The sequence below is a fragment of the Burkholderia sp. 4M9327F10 genome, from assembly GCF_005503145.1.
In the GTDB taxonomy this organism is placed as follows: Bacteria; Pseudomonadota; Gammaproteobacteria; order Burkholderiales; family Burkholderiaceae; genus Paraburkholderia.
The window spans coordinates 1-17,791 of sequence record NZ_SCNV01000075.1 but is presented as its reverse complement, the minus strand read 5'-3'; the positions used below and the strand labels follow the sequence as shown (position 1 = coordinate 17,791).

The 17,791-nt window shown below is 64.3% G+C and carries 14 protein-coding genes; 10 read left to right on the top strand and 4 right to left on the bottom strand.

What is annotated here, in order from left to right; all coding sequences use genetic code 11:
* Positions 1-45 precede the first annotated feature (45 nt).
* The 7 genes from FFS45_RS36800 to FFS45_RS36770 all read left to right on the top strand — a co-directional run bounded on the left by FFS45_RS36800 (position 46) and on the right by FFS45_RS36770 (position 8,364).
* Positions 46-1,281 carry an aspartate aminotransferase family protein gene (locus FFS45_RS36800; RefSeq protein ID WP_137959553.1) on the top strand — a complete coding sequence of 412 codons (1,236 nt, stop codon included), beginning with the start codon at positions 46-48 and terminating at the stop codon, positions 1,279-1,281.
* Positions 1,282-1,326: 45 nt separating this feature from the next.
* Complete coding sequence (gene aruF, locus FFS45_RS36795) at positions 1,327-2,388, top strand: arginine/ornithine succinyltransferase subunit alpha (RefSeq protein ID WP_137959552.1); 1,062 nt, start codon at positions 1,327-1,329, stop codon at positions 2,386-2,388.
* Positions 2,385-3,425, top strand: a complete 1,041-nt coding sequence (astA, locus tag FFS45_RS36790) for an arginine N-succinyltransferase (protein WP_137959551.1) — start codon at positions 2,385-2,387, stop codon at positions 3,423-3,425. The genes aruF and astA overlap by 4 nt, the downstream gene beginning before the upstream one ends.
* 2 nt (positions 3,426-3,427) lie before the next feature.
* On the top strand, positions 3,428-4,891 hold the full coding sequence (astD, locus tag FFS45_RS36785) for a succinylglutamate-semialdehyde dehydrogenase (protein WP_137959550.1): 1,464 nt from the start codon (positions 3,428-3,430) through the stop codon (positions 4,889-4,891).
* A gap of 9 nt (positions 4,892-4,900) precedes the next feature.
* Positions 4,901-6,241 (top strand): N-succinylarginine dihydrolase, encoded by a 1,341-nt coding sequence (gene astB / locus FFS45_RS36780; protein WP_137959549.1) that lies wholly within the window; start codon positions 4,901-4,903, stop codon positions 6,239-6,241.
* A gap of 7 nt (positions 6,242-6,248) precedes the next feature.
* Complete coding sequence (astE, locus tag FFS45_RS36775) at positions 6,249-7,274, top strand: succinylglutamate desuccinylase (protein WP_137959548.1); 1,026 nt, start codon at positions 6,249-6,251, stop codon at positions 7,272-7,274.
* Between the two features lie 295 nt (positions 7,275-7,569).
* On the top strand, positions 7,570-8,364 hold the full coding sequence (locus tag FFS45_RS36770; RefSeq protein WP_137959547.1) for an ABC transporter substrate-binding protein: 795 nt from the start codon (positions 7,570-7,572) through the stop codon (positions 8,362-8,364).
* Between the two features lie 161 nt (positions 8,365-8,525).
* Here FFS45_RS36770 and FFS45_RS36765 read toward each other — a convergent pair whose 3' ends face one another.
* Entirely contained in the window at positions 8,526-9,263 is a 738-nt protein-coding gene (locus FFS45_RS36765) for an acetoacetate decarboxylase (RefSeq protein ID WP_137959546.1), read from the bottom strand.
* Positions 9,264-9,539: 276 nt separating this feature from the next.
* Here FFS45_RS36765 and FFS45_RS36760 point away from each other — a divergent pair, with 276 nt between their 5' ends.
* Complete coding sequence (locus tag FFS45_RS36760) at positions 9,540-10,940, top strand: EAL domain-containing protein (RefSeq protein ID WP_137959545.1); 1,401 nt, start codon at positions 9,540-9,542, stop codon at positions 10,938-10,940.
* Positions 10,941-11,023: 83 nt separating this feature from the next.
* Here FFS45_RS36760 and FFS45_RS36755 read toward each other — a convergent pair whose 3' ends face one another.
* Positions 11,024-12,481 carry an HDOD domain-containing protein gene (locus FFS45_RS36755; protein WP_137959544.1) on the bottom strand — a complete coding sequence of 486 codons (1,458 nt, stop codon included), beginning with the start codon at positions 12,479-12,481 and terminating at the stop codon, positions 11,024-11,026.
* A 96-nt stretch (positions 12,482-12,577) separates the two neighbouring features.
* Positions 12,578-14,392 (bottom strand): sensor domain-containing phosphodiesterase, encoded by a 1,815-nt coding sequence (locus tag FFS45_RS36750; protein ID WP_137959543.1) that lies wholly within the window; start codon positions 14,390-14,392, stop codon positions 12,578-12,580.
* Between the two features lie 319 nt (positions 14,393-14,711).
* Here FFS45_RS36750 and FFS45_RS36745 point away from each other — a divergent pair, with 319 nt between their 5' ends.
* Positions 14,712-16,052: an EAL domain-containing protein gene (locus FFS45_RS36745; RefSeq protein ID WP_137959542.1), complete on the top strand. Its 1,341-nt coding sequence runs from the start codon at positions 14,712-14,714 to the stop codon at positions 16,050-16,052.
* A 157-nt stretch (positions 16,053-16,209) separates the two neighbouring features.
* A complete protein-coding gene (locus tag FFS45_RS36740; protein ID WP_137959541.1) occupies positions 16,210-16,773 on the top strand; it encodes a peroxiredoxin in 564 nt (187 codons plus the stop codon).
* A gap of 26 nt (positions 16,774-16,799) precedes the next feature.
* On the opposite strand, the gene FFS45_RS42930 is transcribed toward FFS45_RS36740, so the two are convergent.
* Positions 16,800-17,561: a hypothetical protein gene (locus FFS45_RS42930; RefSeq protein ID WP_171029859.1), complete on the bottom strand. Its 762-nt coding sequence runs from the start codon at positions 17,559-17,561 to the stop codon at positions 16,800-16,802.
* Between the last annotated feature and the right edge of the window lie 230 nt (positions 17,562-17,791).

Below are 17,791 nucleotides of genomic sequence, written 5' to 3'. Positions count from 1 at the left end.
TTCCTAAACTAACGTCATACCTGTTACCTGTAACGAGGATTTGCCATGAACGACCTGAACGTGAACCGCCAGACCTTCGACGAAGTGATGGTGCCGGTGTTCTCGCCCGCTGCCTTCGTGCCGGACCGCGGTCTCGGGTCGCGCGTCTGGGATACGCAGGGCCGCGACTATGTGGACTTCGCCGGCGGTATCGCCGTCACGGCGCTCGGCCACGGCCACCCGGAACTGCTGAAGGTGCTCAGCGAGCAGGGCAGCAAGCTGTGGCACATTGGTAACGGTTACACCAATGAGCCGGTTCTGCGTCTGGCGAAGCGCCTCGAAGCGCTGACTTTCGCAGACCGCGCGTTTTTCGCCAATTCCGGCGCGGAAGCCAATGAGGCCGCGCTGAAGCTGGCACGCCGCGTCGCCTTCGACCGCCATGGCGCCGACAAATACGAAATCATCTCGTTCACGCAGTCGTTTCATGGCCGCACGTTCTTTACCGTCAGCGTCGGCGGCCAGCCGAAGTACTCGGAAGGCTTCGGCCCGGTGCCCGAAGGCATCATCCACCTGCCGTACAACGATCTCGAAGCCGCCCGCAACGCCATCGGCGCGAAGACCTGCGCGGTGATCGTCGAGCCGATCCAGGGCGAGGGCGGCGTGATCCCGGCGGATCCGGCTTTCCTGCAAGGGCTGCGCGAAGCATGCGACCAGCACGGCGCACTGCTGATTTTTGACGAGGTACAAACGGGGGTTGGCCGTACCGGCCATTTCTACGCGTACCAGGATACGGGCGTGACGCCGGACATCCTGACCACGGCCAAGGCGCTCGGCAACGGTTTCCCGATCGGCGCGATGCTGACCACCAACGAACTGGCTGCGCACTTCAAGGTGGGCGTGCACGGCACGACCTACGGCGGCAATCCGTTCGGCGCGGCGATTGCGGAGAAGGTGGTCGAACTGATCAGCGATCCGAAGCTGCTCGAAGGCGTGCGCACGCGCAGCGAGGCATTGACGGGGCAACTCGCCCGGCTCAACGAACGCTTTGGCATCTTCAGCGAAGTGCGCGGCAAGGGGCTCCTGATCGGCGCGGAACTGACCGATGCGTTCAAGGGCCGTGCAAAAGATTTCGTCACAGCAGCCGGCCAGCATGGCGTGATCATGCTGATGGCGGGCCCGGACGTGCTGCGCTTCGTGCCCTCGCTGATCATGCCGCTCGACGACATGTACGAAGGCTTCGCGCGCCTTGCCAAGGCGATCGAAGAAGTGGTCGGCGCAACGGCTGAAGCGCCGGCCCGTTAATCGCACCTCACTTTTATCTGGTCACACTTAGCCACTGGAACGACGATGCTCTTCGTACGCCCCGGCCGCCTCGCCGATCTCGATGCGCTCGAACACATGGCGCGCACGGCCCAACCCGTGCTGCACTCGCTGCCGCATGACCGCCGTGCGCTCGAAGCGCGCGTCGCGCTCTCGGAAGACTCGTTTCGCGCGGAGGTCGATTTTCCGGGCGAGGAGTTTTACCTGTTCGTGCTCGAAGACAGCGAGACCGGCAAGCTGCTGGGCACGGCGAGCATTGTCGCGGCGGCTGGCTACTCCGAACCGTTCTACGCGTTTCGCAACGACGCGCTGATTCATGCGTCGCGTGAGCTGCATGTGAATCGCAAGATTCATGCGCTGACGATGTCGCATGAGTTGACCGGCAAGAGCCGGCTGGCGGGTTTCTATATCGACCCGGCGCTGCGTGGCGACGCGGCTGCTCATCTGATGTCGCGGGCGCGGATGATGTATATCGCCGCCAACCGCAAGCGCTTCACGTCTGAGGTGTTCTCGCTGCTGCTCGGCGTGACCGACGATCAGGGCGTGTCGCCGTTCTGGGAAGCGGTGGGGCGCAAGTTTTTTGGCCGCGATTTCGCCGACATCGAAATCGAATCGGGCGGCCGCAGCCGCACCTTTATCGCCGAGGTGATGCCGAGCTATCCGGTGTATGTGCCGCTCCTGCCGGAATCGGCGCAGCGCGTGCTGGGCGAGCCGGACGAGAAGGCCTTGCTCGCGTATGAGATTCATCTCGAAGAGGGCTTCGAGACGGACCGCTTCGTGGATATCTTCGATGCGGGTCCGGTGCTGACCGCGCAGGTCGATCGCAGCGCCTGCGTCACACGCAACGAAACGCGCGCCGTGCGCGAGGCCGCCGGCGGGCAGGGCAGCACGCACCTGATCGCCAGCAACCGCGCGGGTGACTTCCGCTGCGTGCTGGCCGATCTGCCGGCCGGGAAGCAGGCGGGCGCGCCGTTGCCGCAGGCGGTGCGCGCGGCGCTCGGCGTGCAGGACGGCGACGCGGTGCGCTGCGTGCCGCTGCATCAGCAGCCGGAGGAACGGGTGGATGAACTTTCGGGAGAAGCACAATGATCGTCGTTCGCGTCGTGCAGACGGGCGATGTGGACGCGCTTGTCGCGCTCGCTCAGGAGACCGGTCCCGGTCTCACCACCTTCAAGCCGGACCGCGATGCGCTCGCCGCACGGATCGCGCGCACGCGCCGCACGATGGAAGACCAGGCCGCGCCGCATGAGGCCGGTTACTTCTTCGTGATGGAAGACACGGCCACCGGCGACGTGGCGGGTGTGTGCGGCATCGAAACCTCGGTGGGTCTCGAACAGCCGTTCTACAACTACCGTGTGAGCACGGTGGTGCATGCGAGCCAGGACCTCGGTATCTGGACCCGCATGCGGGCGCTCAACATCTCGCACGACCTGACCGGCTACGCCGAGGTGTGCTCGCTGTTTCTAAGCCCGCGTTACCGCACGAGCGGAGTGGGCGGTCTGCTGTCGCGCTCGCGCTTCATGTTTCTCGCGCAGTTCCGCGAGCGCTTTCCGCAGCGTCTGTGCGCGGAGTTGCGCGGCCACTTCGACGAGAACGGCACCTCGCCGTTCTGGCGCGCGGTGGGCTCGCATTTCTACCAGATCGATTTCAATGCCGCGGATTATCTGAGCTCGCATGGCCGCAAGGCGTTTCTGGCGGAACTGATGCCGCGCTATCCGGTGTATGTCGAACTGTTGCCGCAGGAGGCGCAGGATTGCGTCGGCCTCACGCATAACGACACGATTCCGGCGCGCCGCATGCTCGAATCCGAAGGGCTGCGCTACGAGAACCACGTCGATATTTTCGATGCGGGGCCGGTGCTCGAATGCCATATCTCCGACTTGCGCACGGTGCGCGAGAGCGTGGTGGCGCCGGTCGAAATTCTCGCGTTGGGCGCGTCGCCCGCGCCGCAGGACGGGCCGAAGTCGCTGGTATCGAATACCTCGCTGGGCGATTTCCGCGTCGGCGTGGCCGCGGGCGTGCCGCAGGACGGCGTGTTCCGTCTCACGGCCGAAGAAGCCGCGGCACTCGACGTGAAGGCAGGCGACCCGGTACGGGTGCTGCCGCTGAAACACAAACAAGGATGATCATGACCGAGCTTTTCATCGACGGCGAATGGGCCGCCGGCACAGGACACGTATTCGCCTCGCGCAACCCGGGAACGGGCGCGACGGTATGGGAAGGCCATAGCGCGTCGGCCGACGATGTGGATCGCGCCGTGCGCAGCGCACGCCGTGCGTTTGCGGCGTGGTCCGCTCTGAGTCTCGATGAGCGTTGCGCCACCGTGCGCCGTTTCGCCGCCTTGCTGACCGAGCGCAAGGAAGCGCTCGCTGAGGCGATTGGCCGCGAGACCGGCAAGCCGTTGTGGGAGGCACGCACCGAGGTTGCCTCGATGGCGGCCAAGGTCGAGATTTCGATTCAGGCCTACAACGAGCGCACCGGCGAAAAGCGCGCGGCGATGGCCGACGGCACCGCTGTGCTGCGGCATCGTCCGCATGGCGTGGTCGCGGTGTTCGGGCCGTATAACTTCCCCGGTCACTTGCCGAACGGGCATATCGTGCCGGCGCTGATCGCGGGTAACGCGGTCGTGTTCAAGCCGTCCGAACTCGCGCCGGGTGTCGCGCGTGCCACCGTGGAAGTGTGGCGCGAAGCCGGCTTGCCGGCGGGCGTGCTGAATCTCGTACAAGGCGAGAAGGACACCGGCATTGCACTGGCGAGTCATCGGCAGATCGACGGCCTGTTCTTCACCGGCAGCTCGGACACGGGCACGCTGCTGCACAAGCAGTTCGGCGGCCGTCCGGAGATCGTGCTGGCGCTGGAGATGGGCGGCAACAATCCGCTCGTGATCGGCCCGGTGGCGGATCTCGACGCGGCGGTGCATCACACGATTCAATCGGCGTTTCTCTCGGCAGGGCAGCGCTGCACCTGCGCACGGCGCATCTTCGTGCCGAACGACGCGTTCGGCGACCGCTTTATCGAGCGTCTGGTCGACGTGACGTCGCGCATCACGGTGGGCGAGTACAACGCCGAGCCGCAGCCGTTCATGGGCGCGGTCATTTCGGCGCGCGCCGCGAAGCGCCTCGTGGATGCGCAAGCGCATCTGCTCGAAGCAGGCGCCAGGTCCCTGCTGACGATGGAGCAGCGCGACCCGCAACTGGGCTTCGTCACGCCGGCGATTCTCGATGTGACAGGCGTGCAGGATCTGCCGGACGAGGAGCACTTCGGGCCGCTCGCGCAGATCGTTCGCCATGCGAGCTTCGACGAGGCGATCGAGCGCGCCAATGACACGGAGTTCGGTCTCTCCGCCGGCCTGCTCGCCGACGACGAAACCTTGTGGACGCATTTCCAGCGCACCATCCGCGCCGGCATCGTCAACTGGAACCGGCCGACCAATGGCGCCTCGTCCGCGGCGCCGTTCGGCGGCACCGGCCGCTCGGGCAACAACCGCCCGAGCGCGTATTACGCAGCCGACTATTGCGCCTACCCGATGGCCTCGGTCGAAAGCGCGCAACTGCAAATGCCCGCGAGCGTGTCGCCGGGCCTTCACTTCTGAGGATCGACGATGCAAGCCACTGAAGCCAATTTCGACGGGCTCGTCGGCCCGACGCACAACTACGCCGGGCTGTCGTTCGGCAACGTCGCGTCGCAGAACAACGAGAAGTCCGTCGCCAATCCGAAGGCTGCTGCGAAGCAGGGCCTGCGCAAGATGAAGCAACTGGCCGAGCTCGGCTTTCATCAGGGCGTGCTGCCGCCGCAGGAGCGGCCGTCGATGCGCCTGTTGCGCGAACTCGGTTTTTCGGGTGACGACGCCACGGTAATCGCACGCGTTGCGAAGGATGCGCCCGAGTTGCTGGCCGCCGCGAGTTCCGCATCGGCGATGTGGACCGCGAATGCCGCCACCGTGAGCCCGTCTGCGGACACCCACGACGGCCGCGTGCATTTCACACCGGCCAATCTGTGCAGCAAGCTGCACCGCGCCATCGAGCACGAATCGACGCGCCGCACGCTGCGCGCGATCTTCGCGGATGCAGACCGTTTTGCCGTGCATGAGGCGCTGCCTGGCACACCGGCGCTCGGCGACGAAGGCGCGGCGAATCACACGCGTTTCTGCGCGCAGTATGGTGCACGGGGCGTGGAATTCTTCGTGTACGGGCGCAGCGAATATCGTCGCGGACCGGAGCCGAAGCGCTATCCGGCGCGCCAGACTTTCGAGGCGAGCCGTGCGGTCGCGCACAGGCACGGTCTCGCTGAGGCGGCCACCGTTTATGCACAGCAGAACCCCGATGTGATCGACGCGGGTGTGTTCCACAACGACGTGATCGCGGTCGGCAATCGCAACACGCTGTTCTGCCATGAACTCGCGTTCGTCGAGCAGAAAGCGGTGTACGACGAACTGCGCGCCAAGCTCGGCAAGCTCGAGGCGAAGTTCGATGTGATCGAAGTGCCCAACGCGCAAGTGAGCGTCTCCGATGCCGTGACGTCGTACCTGTTCAACAGCCAGTTGCTGACGCGCCCCGACGGCAAGCAGGTGCTGGTGGTGCCGCAGGAATGCCGCGAGAACGAGCGCGTGGCCGCGTATCTGGACGGGCTGACCTCGCACAGCGGTCCAATCGACGACGTGCTGGTATTCGACCTGCGCGAGAGCATGAAGAACGGCGGCGGCCCGGCTTGCCTGCGTCTGCGGGTGGTGCTGAGCGAAGCCGAGCGTGCGGGGGTCACACCTGGCGTGTGGATCAACGACACGCTGTTCGGGCGTCTCGATGCGTGGATCGAAAAGCACTACCGCGATCGTCTGGCCCCGGCTGACCTGACTGATCCGAGCCTGCTGCGCGAATCGCGCACGGCGCTCGACGAACTGACGCAGATTCTCGGTCTGGGTTCGCTGTATGACTTCCAGCGCTGAGCCCGATATGAGCGATGCCCTGCTGGGAGACTTTCTTGCCTGTACGCTGAAGGGCTTGCGTCCCACAGCGACCGGTGCCCAGGGTGTATGCGCCAACGGCGTGCGCTGGTCCTGGCTTGACGAAGGCGTGCTGCAACTCGAACCCGCGGCGGCTGCGGGCGCGCGCAGCGTGCTCGCTTCCGCGGGTGTGCATGGCGACGAAACCGCGCCGATCGAACTGCTCTCGCTGCTGGTGCGCGATATCGCGCAGGGGCGGGCCGCGCTCACGTGCCGTCTGCTGGTGATACTCGGCAACATCGACGCGATGCGCGCCGGGCGCCGCTATCTCGACGACGACCTGAATCGCCTCTTCAGCGGCCGGCATCTCCAGTTGCCGCACAGTTACGAAGCGCCGCGTGCTGCTGCGCTGGAACGGGCCGCGACGCAGTTCTTCTCCGGCGCCTCGTCTGCGCCGGGCGCGCGCTGGCATGTGGACATGCATACGGCGATCCGCCCATCGGTTTTCGAGCAGTTTGCGCTACTGCCGCATACCGGAGCGCCGCTCTCGCGGGCGATGTTCGAATGGCTGGGCGATGCAACCATTTCGGCCGTGCTGCTGCATACCGAGAAGGGCCCCACGTATTCGCATTTCACCGCGCAAGTATGCGGCGCCGAAGCCTGCACGCTTGAACTCGGCAAGGTGCAGCCGTTCGGCCAGAACGACCTCGCGCGTTTCGCGGGCGCGGACAAGGCGCTGCGCCATCTGCTGGCCGGCGTCGAAGGCGACGCTGATGCGCCGCTGCCGCGCGTGTTCACCGTGATCGGCCAGATCACGAAGCAAAGCGATGCGTTCGAACTGCTGGTCGCGGCGGATGTGCCGAACTTCACGCCGTTCGAACAGAACACGTTGCTCGCGCGCGATGGCGATTATCGCTATGCGGTGCGTCATGCCGAAGAGCGCATCGTGTTTCCAAATCCCACTGTGAAGCCGGGCTTGCGCGCCGGCTTGCTGGTGGTCGAAACGACCCAGGAAACGCTGGCCGCGCTCGATTGAGCGATGGTGTTTGCTGCGGGCAGTGGATAGCCCGCAGCGTTTTCATTCCCCTCTATTGCTTGCCCAGGCGCGACACAAAGTTGCAAGTTCGCCCGCGGCATCTGCCGGACCGCATCGGCTCCTTCGCCTCCCCATCCCCGCAGCCTCGGCCCGCTCACCCTGTACAATCGCGCCTTCGCGGCTGGTGCGCTGCACCATACCGGCCGCTAGAGTTTGAAGCGCATTTTTGGCGCAGCAATCATGCAGCGCAGTTTCAAGCTCTGTTTGATTCCATACCAGTAGAGGAAGACTCCGAATGAAAATGAATTGGCGAAACATGGCCGCGCTCGCAATTTTCGCGTCGGCAACCGCAGCAGCAGGCAGCGCATCGGCAGCCGACATCAAGGAAATCCGCTTTGGCGTCGAAGCGTCGTATGCCCCCTTCGAATCGAAGACGCCGGCCGGCGAACTGCAGGGTTTCGACATCGATATCGGCAATGCGGTCTGTGCCAAGCTGAAGGCGAAGTGCGTGTGGGTCGAAAATTCGTTCGACGGCCTGATCCCGGCACTCGAAGCGCGCAAGTTCAACGCGATCAACTCGGACATGACGATCACCGATCAGCGCCGCGAAGCGATCGACTTCACGGATCCGATCTACACCATCCCCAACCAGATGATTGCGAAGAAGGGTAGCGGTCTGCTGCCGACCGCCGCATCGCTGAAGGGCAAGCATGTCGGCGTGCTGCAGGGCACGATTCAGGAGACCTACGCAAAGGCCGTGTGGGCGCCGGCCGGCGTCGACGTCGTGCCGTATCAGACCCAGGACCAGATCTACGCCGACCTGTCCTCGGGCCGCCTCGATGCGGCGTTCCAGGACGCCGAAGCGGCATCGAAGGGCTTCCTGACCCGTCCGCAAGGCGCGGGTTTCGAGTTCGCCGGCCCGCCGGTCAGCGACGCCAAGCTGCTGGGCGGCGGCGTGGGCTTCGGCATCCGCAAGGGCGACAAGCAGCTCAAGGACGCGCTCAACCAGGCGCTCAAGGAACTGAAGGCCGACGGTACGATCGACCGCTTTGCGGCCAGGTACTTCGACGTCAAGGTGGTGCTGAAGTAAGCGCAACAAGCTTGCGCTTGATATGGCGCAGGCAGTGTTGCAGCAACACAAACGGCGGCCGATGCTGCCGTTTGTGTTTGGGGTGAGGCGATATCCGCCAATAGCACAAAGGCCGCATTGGCGGCCTTTGTCATTGAACCGGCGCAGAACGGCGGCAGTGACTACTTCAGATAGTCGAATGCCACTTCGCCGAGACCGAGCGTCAGATCCGCCAGCAGATGGCGCGCTTCGACGATCTCCAGCACCGGCAGCTCGGCCACCGGCGCGAGCGCGTGCGGCGAGAGCTGCAGCGAAGCGGGTCCGGTCCATGCGCCTTTCAGGTCGATATCCTGCAGGAAGTAGCGCACCAGTTCGCAGACGCGCGGCGAACCGTCGACGTGCGGCACGACCTTCAGCAGGAAGTTCGGCGCTTCGAGGCGCTTCTTCTGCTGCGCCAGATCGAGCTGGCGATGCTTGTAGCCCATCGTGCCGGTGGCGATGCGCACCGGGCCGTAGTCGAGCGTGCCCACCAGCGTGTCGGTATGCACTTCAAGTACGGGCTTGGCGAGCTTCTTCGGGAAACCCCACAGCTCGCGGCCGCCTGCGATCGGCGGATGGTCGTCGAGATACATCGCCAGCGTGTAGCTGCCGGCTACGCCGTTATAGGACACCGGAATCACCTGGCCGCTTTCCGTGTAGTCGCCAAAGCCAGTCGAGTCCGGCATGCGGATGAATTCGTAATGTACGAGCGGCTCGCCGATTTCCAGCGGTTCGGGCACCACGGCGCGCAGCTTGTCCGGGTCGGTGCGGTAGGTGATGATCAGAAACTCACGGTTGATGAACCGGTAGGGGCCAATCGGGAACGCCGGGCTCGTGATCGGCATGGCGAAGGCATTGGACAGCACGCTTTTGAAGTCCATGGTTTTCCTCGGTGGTTGAACACGGGTTGGAACCCTTCTGCACTGCACAAGAGTATCGTCGATTCGCGGCCGGCTCGCAGCGTCGGATCAAGAATTTAATATTTTTTAATAATTGGCGGCCTTGTCACGCCCGAGCCCGACGGCCTGCGCTAAAATCGGCGGGCGCTCGCAAAGCGGCGCCACGCGGCGCTTGCAGCCCGATTTCGGGTCTGATCGCGCGCCAGGCGAGAACCAGAAAACAGCAGGAAGCGCCAGGGCGCTTATCGGGGGAGTGGAATGACCAGCATCGAAGTCGGCGATCCGAACCGGGCCAATGGGGAACCCGGCCGGAGCGACGGCGCATCAGTCAAGGCCTGTTTTGCCCGCCAGCCGATCCTCAATCGCGACGGCATGCTATGCGGCTTCGAAGTCAAGCTTCATTGCATCAATGAAGCGCCGGCCGAGGCGGCCGTGGGCGCCAGCGTTGCGGCAGAGCATGCGGCCTCAGGGGCGGCGGATGCCGGGGGCGCGCACGCGTTTGCCCAACCTATCCCGACTTTCACGCAGTCCGTTGTACAGGCGCTGCTGCAGCCGAGCATGCGCGGCGCGCTGGCCGGTCACCCGGGCTATCTGGACGTCAGCCGCGAGATGCTGTTCGACGACGCGCTCGAACTGGTGCCGGCCGAGCGTTTCATGTTCGAGATCCAGCCGGATATCGAAGTGGATGAGGCGCTGATTGCGCGCATTGTCGTGCTGCACGCACGGCGTTACCGCTTCGTGCTCGACGCCGTGGTGGTGCCCAACGAAACCTTTGCACGCCTCTTGCCTTACGCCGAAGGCGTCAAGATCGATTTTCCGAACATCTCGCGTGCCTTGCTGCCGAAGCTCTCCACCGTGCTGAAATCGGCCGGCAAGCTGCTGATCGCCGTGGGCATCGACGCGCAGGAGGATTTCGACACCGCGCAGGAGCTCGGCTTCGACAAGTTCCAGGGCTATTACTTTGCCCGCGCCCATACCGCGACCTTGCGCCGGGTGAGTGCGCCGCGTCACGCGCTGCTGAACCTGCTGCAATTGCTGGCAGGCGATCCGACGGTCGCCCAGCTCGAAGCGGAGCTGAAGCTGAACCCGGTGCTGGTGATGCATCTGATGAAGCTGGCGAATTCGAGCGGGCTCGCGGTCGGCCACAAGGTAACGACGTTGCGCGAGGCGATCAACGCGACCGGCACCAACCGGATCGCGCGCTGGACCCAACTGCTGCTGTACGCCGATGGCCGCAAGGTGGCGCTGGAAGACGACCCCTTGCTGCAACTCGCCGCCACCCGTGCGCGCTTCATGGAGCTGGCGGTGCTGCGCCTGCCGGAAGCCGGCCGCGACGAGGCCGACGCGGCGTTTCTGACGGGCGTGTTTTCGTTCGTGGATGCGGTGTTCGGCGGCTCGCTGGAAAACACGCTCAACGTGCTGACCCTGTCCAAGCCGATTCAGGCGGCGATCCTGCACCGCGAAGGCGTGCTGGGTCTGCTGCTGTCGGTGGTCGACGCGCTCGAACGCGGCGCATGGGCCGAGATCGACGCCACCTGTGAGCGGCTTGCGCCGCTCACGGCCGGCGAAGTGGCGGAACTGGGACTGACTGCGGCGGCGTGGGCCGGTGTGGCGGATCGCAGCGCCGAGGCAAGAGGCTTGGAGCGCATCGAGGACTAGGCCCGAGCGGCCAGTGAAAGGGCGCGCGCCGTACTTCGGTGCGCGGCGTCGCAGCCCGGCGGGAAGCCGGACCGCTTAGCCCTTCACAGCATTTCCATCTCCCGCATCGGCGCTTGGGAAAAAAAACGCCCTAACTCCCGCGCCAGTTCATTCAGGACCGCCATCTCGCCTTGCGAGATCCGCCGCGATTCGTCGGCCTGGCACCAGTCTCCATACAGCAGCGCAACGGTCGACTGATTCTCGCCGATCACCGGCAACAGCACGAACGAGCGCGTATCGGCGAAGCTGCGGCGGAACCACTCGGGCAGGCGGGCCACCATCTTCGGATCGCGTGCATTTTCTATAAAGATGCCCACCGAGTTCGCAATCGCGAGATGAAACACGTCGGGCTCGAACGCGGTATTGAACGACAGGCCGGGCAGGGCGGCTTCGATGTTCGGGCCGAAGCCCATGCGCGCCTTGAACATGCCGCTGCTGTGACGCACGAACATCACGGTGCGCGCAAAGCCGAGGCCCGCGTGGACCGTTTCGGAGGCAAGCGCCAGCGCCGGGCCGAGTCCACTGTCCGATTGCAGCGCTTTCAGGTCTTCGACGCCCGCGCCGATGCGCGCCTCGGGGTCGAGCGCCTCGCGGGCGATGGCATCGGCATTGGCGCGCAGCTCGACGATCTCGCGCATCACGCCTTCGCCGTCTTCCTCGCGAGCGAGCGCGACGCTCATTTCCATCAGCACGTCAGGGTCGGTGTTCAGCGCGCGGCCGTAACGGTGCGCGAGCTCGGCGATGCGCGCTTCGCGCTGCCAGTCCGGCATGTTCGGCGTGGTCAGGACACTGGCGACGTCGGTCGAGTAGTTGGTAATGGCGCGCAGCCATTGCACCTGGCGCGGCTCGTCGGTGGCGAGCGGATCGAACTCACCCATGCCGGAGCGGATCATGTCCGGCAGGCGCCAGCGCACCGCGGCCTCGGCGCCGATCTCGTCGAAGGTCACGCCGAGCACGGCGGTGCAGGCCTCGACTTCGTCGACGTCGGTTTCGATCTGGCGGCGGATCTGATCCCACTCGGCGTCGAGATAGAACACCACCAGCAGCTTGCCGATCTGGCGCATCAGCGTGCAGACCACCGCCTCTTCGCCGGCGCGCAGGTCGCCGCGCTCGGTCAGCTTGCGCGCCACGCAGCCCGACAGCAAGGTGCGGTTCAGTTCGAGTTTCGCGTCGATGCGGCGCGGCACGCTGTGATGAAAGTGATCGACGATTTTCAGGCCGACCACGAGGTGGCCGACCGCGTCCATGCCGAGCACCATCAGGGCGCGCGATACGGTGGTGATATTGCCGCCGAAGGCCATGTACATCGCCGAATTGGCGAGGCGCAGCACCTTCTGGGTGAGCGCGAAATCCGACAGCACGACCTGCACGAGACCCGAGAAGTCGAGATCGTCGTTGTTCATTGCAGCCATGGTTGTACGCAGCGACTGCGACAGCATGGGGAAATCGCCGCGCTCGCTCATTCGAGACCAGAGCCTGTCGAGCACCGCTGCCTTTACCATGTGATTCCCGCTAAAGCCATACGTATTCCAATGAGTGGCAGACCGGTAGCAAGCCGGTGTTCGATGCGCGTTCGCTCCTGTACCGCCGGGTCCGCATCAGGCCGGCTCGTGCAGGTGCAACGTGCGCGTTTCGAAACGCTGCGCTAGTTCCTCGGATGGCAACGCCTTGCAGACGAGCCAACCCTGAATATGATCACATCCCATCTCGGTCAGCAGCGTGCGCTGTTCTTCCGTTTCCACGCCCTCTGCGACCAGTTCCAGATCCAGCGTCTGCGCGAGACCTACGACCGCGCTAACGATTGCCTGATCGTTCCGGGAGGTTAGCAGATTCTCGACGAAACTCCGGTCGATCTTGAGTTTGGCGAGGGGGAAACGTTGCAGGTACGCCAGGCTCGAGTAGCCGGTGCCGAAGTCGTCGACCGCAAAACGGATGCCCATCGCGGTCAGTTCTTCGAGCAGCCCCTTGGCGTGCGCCGGGTCGTGCATCAGCAGGCTTTCGGTGATTTCGAACACAAGCCGGCGCGGATCGATGCCGGTCAGCTCGATAGCCTCGCTCACACTGTCCTTGAAGCGCGGGTCGCGGAACTGCTGCGGCGACACGTTGACCGCCACATATTGGAGCCTGATACCGCGCGCATCCCACTGGATCAGCTGCATGCAGGCGACCTTGAGCACCCAGTTGCCGAGGAAGTTGATGAGCCCGACCGATTCGGCGAGCGGAATGAACATCGAGGGCGGCACCAGTCCATGCACCGGATGCAGCCACCGGATCAGCGCTTCGACGCCCACCACGCCGTGGCTCTGGCTGCTGGTGATCGGCTGGAAGTGCAGCGAGAACTCGCCGTTGCGCACGCCGTCGTAGAGATCCGCTTCGAGCTTCAGGCGTTCGGCGTCGGCCGGGTCGTCGTCCGGGACATAGAAGGCGAGCGTATTGCCGCCGGCCGCCTTGGCTTGCAGCAGCGCGGTGTCGGCCCAGCGCAGCAGATGGTTGTCGCGCGCCGCATTGTCGTTGGCGTGCCGCACATCCGGGTACAGCGCAATGCCGATGCTGGCCGACAGATGCACCTGCTGGCCGTTGAAGACATACGGCTGCTGGATCGCGGTAAGCAGGCGCCGCGCCAGCGCTTCGGCGGCAGCCACGGCGTCGGTGCGGGTGGCGGCGGCCGGCACTAGGATGGCGAATTCATCGCTCGCGACCCGGGCGATCTGCTCGCCCTGGGTCGCGGTGTTGGACAGGCGCCGCGCGGTGTCGCGCAGCATGTCGTCGCCGGCGTCGTAACCGAGCGCGCGGTTCACGCGCTGATAGTCGTCGATGTCGAGCAGCAGCAGGGCGGCCGGCGTGCCGTGCGCGTCTGCCTGTTGCTGGGCGTCGAGCAGGGCCGGCACCAGCGCGGACTGATTGGCAAGACCGGTCAGCCGGTCGTGGTGCAAGGCATGCGTCAGGCGCTCTTCGGTGGCGCGCCATGCCGATACGTCGAAACCGGCAATCGCGAAGCCTTCGATGCCGTTGTGGCTGCTGCGCACGACGCGCAACTCGACCGTTACCGGATAGGTCAGGGACTTGATCAGGCCGAGTGTGGCTTTTTCGATGCCGCCGGTGGCCGAGGCGCGGGCCAGCAGTGCATCGAGCTGGGCGACGTCGGCGGGCGCGACCAGGTCGTGCAAGGTAATGGTCTGTAAGTATTCGCGGTGATAGCCGATAAAGCGCAGGCTTGCCTCGGACACGTAGAGGAAGTGCAACTCCCGGTCGACGTGGGCGAGCAGGTCAACCGCACCGACGGCCTGCTCGAGGGGGGAGCGGCTGGCGCTCGGCTGGGGTAAGCCTTCCGGACGGCGTCCTAACGCACGGACGCGGTCAATGACCGTGCGCAAGGAGCCCCGGCGGGGCGCGGTGATCCTGTTCGCTTCCATGTTTCTCGCTGGCAACCCGTTTTCGTCTGCAGGCGGCACGGCTCGTTCCCGCCTGCCCGGCGCGGGTGGTCGAGAGGTATGAAGCCGCCCATCAGAACGAGATAACGACCCGTGCGCTGAAATCTTTAGTGGTTGCTGTAAAAATTGATGGTAATGCTTCCTGCTTCCCAAGGGTTTAGCGGCGCCCGGCGGATTCGGTTAAAGTGGCGCGGATTGCTATCCGTTAATGGAAACAGGCGGAAGCAAACCCGACGCTCGCAGCGGACGCGGGAATTGGCGGCCGCTGCCCAGTTTTTCCGAATCCACGCACCGATGAGCCATGTCTGAACCGTTCTCTGTCAGGGCCAAGCCCGGGCACGTCGAGGTGCTAACACAGTCCGCCGAGGCTGCAGCGGCGGCGGAGGCGCCCTTTGTCTATCTGGGCCGCCAGCCGATTCTCGATCGTCATGGCGCACTGAATGCCTACGAGCTGCTGTTTCGGGCCGGGGCGCACAATTATGCCGAAGTCAGCGACGACGCGCAGGCGACCGCCCAGGTGGTGGCGCGCACGATCGGCGGCATCGGCGTTTCCGCGGTGCTGGGCCAGCATCGCGGCTACGTGAATATTGGCCGTGACCTGCTGTTCGACGACATCGTCCACCTGATGCCGCCCGAGCGCTTCGTGCTCGAGATTCTCGAGACAGTCACTTTCGACGCGCAACTGCTGCGCCGCCTGGGCGAACTGCGCCGCGCCGGCTTCCAGGTCGCGCTCGACGACGTCAGCGAACTGACCGACGGGTTGCGCGCCGTGTTGCCGTATACCGACATCGTCAAGATCGACTTCCTGCTCACGCCCCGCGCCGCGCTGCCGAAGCTGGCGGCGGCGGTGCTGGCGCAAGGCAAGACCCTGATCGCCGAAAAGGTTGAAACGCGCGAAGACTTCGCGCTGGCCCGCGACCTCGGCTTTCATCTGTTCCAGGGGTATTTCTTTGCCCGCCCGCAGGTGCTGACCGCGCCGCGCAACCGCTCGTCGCGCCCGGCGCTGCTGCGCCTGCTTGCGCTGCTGGCGTGCGATGCCGGCATCATCGAACTCGAGGCGGAGTTGAAGCGCAACCCCAACGTCGTCGTGCAGTTACTGCGCCTCGTCAATTCGAGTGCGTTTGGCCTTGGCCGCAATATCGCTTCGCTGCGCGAGGCGATCATTGCTACCGGTACGCGGCAGATTGCGCGCTGGGCGCAACTGCTGCTATACGCCGACGGCGGCGACCTGCCGTGGCGCTCCGATCCGCTGGTGCAACTGGCCGGCACGCGCTCGCGCTTCATGGAGCTGGCGGCACGCTGGCTGCGCCCGTCCGACGAAGACTTCGCAGATGCCGCGTTCATGACCGGAATCTTTTCGCTGGTGCACGTGGTGCTGGGCACCACACCTGCCGAGACGCTCGACAAGCTTGGCCTCGCGCCACTGATCCGCGATGCGATCGTCGAGCATAGCGGTGCGCTGGGTACGTTGCTGCGCATCGCGGAAGCCGCGGACCGGGGCGCGGAGGAGGGCATCGACGCTGCGTCGATCGCGGCCGACACCGATGCCCGCGAGGCCTTCGCGGCGTTGACACCGGGCGTGCTGGCAGAGCTGAATCTGTCGGCGGCCGCGTGGTTCGGCGCGCACGCCGGGCTGGAGTAGGCAGGGCAGCGGGGCCGTTGCAGGGTCTTTCAGCGTGCTTTGCCGGGACGTGATCCAATAGCGGATGAAATCATGCCTTGTGCCCCTGACAGGGGCGACAGGGTGTGACGTAATTCAATGCACGGATGACGTGCTTCAACGCCTGGAGGGGCTCGAGATGAAACGAAAGTTCATGCCGGTATTGTTGGCGGCAGCATTGTCGGCGGGGTTTGCGCTGCATTCGTTGACGGCGTCGGCGACACTCAAGCCGGGCGACACGGCGCCCGATTTTACGACCCAGGCTTCGCTGGGCGGCAAGACATACACCTACACGCTGGCTGACGAGTTGAAGAAGGGGCCGGTGGTGCTGTACTTCTATCCGGCGGCTTTCACGAAGGGCTGCACGATCGAGGCGCATGAATTCGCGGATGCCGTCGACGAATATAAGAAATATGGTGCGACGGTGATTGGCGTTTCGCACGACAACATCGACACGTTGACGAAATTTTCGGTAAGCGAATGCCGCAGCAAGTTCCCGGTGGCGGCCGACGCTGACGCGAAGGTGATTGGCGCATACGACGCGGGGATGCCGATGCATAACTCGATGGCGAACCGGGTGTCGTATGTGATTGCGCCGGATGGCAAGATCATTTACGAGTACACGAGTTTGTCGCCGGACAAGCATGTTGAGAATACGCTGGAAGCGGTGAAGCAGTGGGCGGCTACTCATAAGCCGCAGTAAGCGTGTTTGTTGCCCTGCGGGCGGCTTTAACGCCGCCTGCTTTGGGTTTTTTGTTGTTGTGCTGATTGCCGCGTGACGCGATGGTGGGTTGCTGTGTGTTTCGCGGGTGCGTCGTGGCAGGCTGATGGCCGGTTTGTTTTGCAGGGTGATGAGAAATGCCTATCGTTGTTGGGTTGGCGGTGCTGGGTGCGTTGATCTATGGAGCAGTGTGGTCGTTCGATGCTTTGTGGGCGCACTTTGGGATTGGGGTGGCCGTTGGCGTGGCTGTGGTGGTGGCGGGTCTTTTGGCCGCAGGCGTGGTTTATTGGCTGCGCCGCCGGCGCGAGGTGGCCGCGAATATTCATGACGGGGATTGGACGCATGAACTCAAAGCCCCATGGGGGTGGGTTCGGCTCGCCGCCGGGAAGAGGTTGTGTTCTGTGCAGCTCGATGGATTGCGAGGGGATTTTATTTTTGCCGATCTCGTAGGGGCTGATGTTGAGCAGGTTGGCGGGAGGTGGACGCTCGCGCTTAAGGTTCGGGGGGGTAAGTGTACGGTTTGGAGTTTTCCTATGCAGGATGCTCGGCAGGCTCGGCGGTGGAAGAGGGTTTTTGGGTTGGCCATGGAGCAGAGGCTTTAAGGTTTTTTTACCTTGCAGGAGGCTTGAGGTTTTTTTTGCCTGCGGCGCCTTGGGTTTGGTCGTTGTTCCTAGGGCGTTGGCCTTTCCTTGTTTTCTTATCGGTCTATTTGCGTTGCCCCTGTGCGGGGCGGCACTTACTTTCTTTGCCGCCGCAAAGAAAGTAAGCAAAGAAAGCGGGCTGCAACCGCTAGCTTGTAGTGAGCCATCTAGGTTTGCTACAGGGAACGGCCCAAGACGAGACCCGCCCTCGCGTTTCCCACGTTCGTGACACAGCACTCATCCGCTCCAGCGTCGCGCTGCGCGCCCCGCCGAAGAGCATAACGCCTTCTGCATGATATGTAGGTATTCTAACTATATTTGGCTTGCCGATTTTCCATGAACCGGCGCCGCCGGTATTC

Excerpts from the sequence above, each read along its gene's own strand:
- FFS45_RS36800 (WP_137959553.1), top strand. The coding sequence starts at position 46 with ATGAACGACCTGAACGTGAACCGCCAGACCTTCGACGAAGTGATGGTG.
- aruF (WP_137959552.1), top strand. The coding sequence starts at position 1,327 with ATGCTCTTCGTACGCCCCGGCCGCCTCGCCGATCTCGATGCGCTCGAA.
- astA (WP_137959551.1), top strand. The coding sequence starts at position 2,385 with ATGATCGTCGTTCGCGTCGTGCAGACGGGCGATGTGGACGCGCTTGTC.
- astD (WP_137959550.1), top strand. The coding sequence starts at position 3,428 with ATGACCGAGCTTTTCATCGACGGCGAATGGGCCGCCGGCACAGGACAC.
- astB (WP_137959549.1), top strand. The coding sequence starts at position 4,901 with ATGCAAGCCACTGAAGCCAATTTCGACGGGCTCGTCGGCCCGACGCAC.
- astE (WP_137959548.1), top strand. The coding sequence starts at position 6,249 with ATGAGCGATGCCCTGCTGGGAGACTTTCTTGCCTGTACGCTGAAGGGC.
- FFS45_RS36770 (WP_137959547.1), top strand. The coding sequence starts at position 7,570 with ATGAAAATGAATTGGCGAAACATGGCCGCGCTCGCAATTTTCGCGTCG.
- FFS45_RS36765 (WP_137959546.1), bottom strand. The coding sequence starts at position 9,263 with ATGGACTTCAAAAGCGTGCTGTCCAATGCCTTCGCCATGCCGATCACG.
- FFS45_RS36760 (WP_137959545.1), top strand. The coding sequence starts at position 9,540 with ATGACCAGCATCGAAGTCGGCGATCCGAACCGGGCCAATGGGGAACCC.
- FFS45_RS36755 (WP_137959544.1), bottom strand. The coding sequence starts at position 12,481 with ATGGTAAAGGCAGCGGTGCTCGACAGGCTCTGGTCTCGAATGAGCGAG.
- FFS45_RS36750 (WP_137959543.1), bottom strand. The coding sequence starts at position 14,392 with ATGGAAGCGAACAGGATCACCGCGCCCCGCCGGGGCTCCTTGCGCACG.
- FFS45_RS36745 (WP_137959542.1), top strand. The coding sequence starts at position 14,712 with ATGTCTGAACCGTTCTCTGTCAGGGCCAAGCCCGGGCACGTCGAGGTG.
- FFS45_RS36740 (WP_137959541.1), top strand. The coding sequence starts at position 16,210 with ATGAAACGAAAGTTCATGCCGGTATTGTTGGCGGCAGCATTGTCGGCG.